General features: G+C 43.8%; 1 protein-coding gene. It reads left to right on the top strand.

What is annotated here, in order from left to right; all coding sequences use genetic code 11:
* The first annotated feature begins 154 nt into the window (after nucleotides 1–154).
* Nucleotides 155–409 (top strand): hypothetical protein, encoded by a 255-nt coding sequence (locus CJD38_RS18315; protein WP_107941935.1) that lies wholly within the window; start codon nucleotides 155–157, stop codon nucleotides 407–409.
* Nucleotides 410–1,553: the final 1,144 nt, after the last annotated feature.

The following is a 1,553-nucleotide window of genomic DNA, read 5'->3' as shown; positions in this document are numbered from 1 at the left end:
CAAGAGCTACCAAAGCTCCTGATGCACCCCAAAACTTTGCTGTAACTCATGGGGTTAGAAGCCTCTGGCTGAGACTGTTACGGATAGTGGTAAGACTTTGGTAATATTCCAGCGTTGGATTGATCGATAAATAGGTCAGCAGACCAAAATCGACATGAATGCATGGAACAAACTACTGATCGCTTTAGACCAAGCTCTAGGGTTTCCCAACAAGGTGGAATCCCGAATCAGCAAGAAAGTTGAGGGCTTTGATCGAAAAACAAATGAGCACGTATTCCAGCTGGAATATCGCGTCAGAGTGAATCGTGGTGCTGCACAACAAGCACCAGCAAAACCAGCACCCAATTTAACCAAAGATCAAACCAGCAACGTTCTACGCACATTGTTAGCGATGAACGAGAATCCATAAGGATTCTCTCTGGGTTGCTCTGTAGCGATTACAAATCATCACTTGTTACCACCCCACTGCACTCTAATCTGTATGCAGTGAAGAGATAACTGTGTGACTCGGTTTACTAAACCGGTTCACCTTTATCTTTATATTCACAGAAAAACACGTACATTTCTAAGAACAACTGCTCACTAGAATCCCAGTAGATCCCTCCGTTGAATACATATTCAACATAATCGAGATACCACTTTGCATTTATTTTGTGCAGCTTTGAAATAAGTGTGAGTGTCTGAAAAACGTTGTTGTTATTGAGTTGATTTGTTGTCATGTTTGATATTGAAGTTCCAGTATCAAACAGATTCCACGGATTGCAACATGTTAAAAATTAATTTTCCGTACCCTCATGATTCATCGATTTGTTGATCTCGGTTCTCACAGTAAACCTTGTACATCTCGAAGAATTTCTCTTCACCTACATCCCAGAAATTTTCATCACTGATAATGAAATCCAGATAATTGAGATACCACCTTTCATTGAGATCCCTCAGCCTTCTGAGAACCCTGAATGATCGGTGTAAGTAATAATTTCGTTTGATGGTGATTTCAGTAATTTCGTCTTTGGTGAGTGCCATGGAGTTATATGTAATCCCATGATCCAACCACCTGTGGAAATAACAACAGGTTAAAAACGAAATATTGGAGTCCGGGTTAGGTGAAGTAGGGATGTAGTAAGAGACCCCTACAGGGCACCTGTCCCCGTTAGAAATCGCACCCCGGGGTTTTTAAAAGCGATGGAGATTCCAGTATGGGAACCATCCCGTAAACCAGACCACCAGACAACAGGCGTTGACCTTCACTGTTAAATCAGGGAGTGCTACGCGCATACAGATCAGCGCCCAATCACCCCCAACGGGGTTTTATCTGTATTTCCCCAAAGCTCCCAGATTGAGTAAATCCAACCGGGTTAGGTATTTGGAAGAAGTAGTAAGAGACCCCTGCATCTCACCTAACCCGGCATGGGGCTGGTAATGCATCGGGAACGGTTGATGGCCCGATAGTCAGATCAGGATCAATCAGTGGATAATTCAGGGAGAACGGGGATCGCGCAGCTAGACGCAAAAATTGGGAAGCTACGGCTCTACCATTGAGCTACACCCGCGCT

This window comes from Stenotrophobium rhamnosiphilum, assembly GCF_003052265.1.
Taxonomy (GTDB): Bacteria; Pseudomonadota; Gammaproteobacteria; order Nevskiales; family Nevskiaceae; genus Stenotrophobium; species Stenotrophobium rhamnosiphilum.
The sequence above is the reverse complement of the archived record's forward strand: the minus strand, read 5'-3'. Positions and strand labels throughout refer to the sequence as shown.

Coding starts and splice junctions, on each gene's coding strand:
- CJD38_RS18315 (WP_107941935.1), top strand. CDS start 155: ATGAATGCATGGAACAAACTACTGATCGCTTTAGACCAAGCTCTAGGG.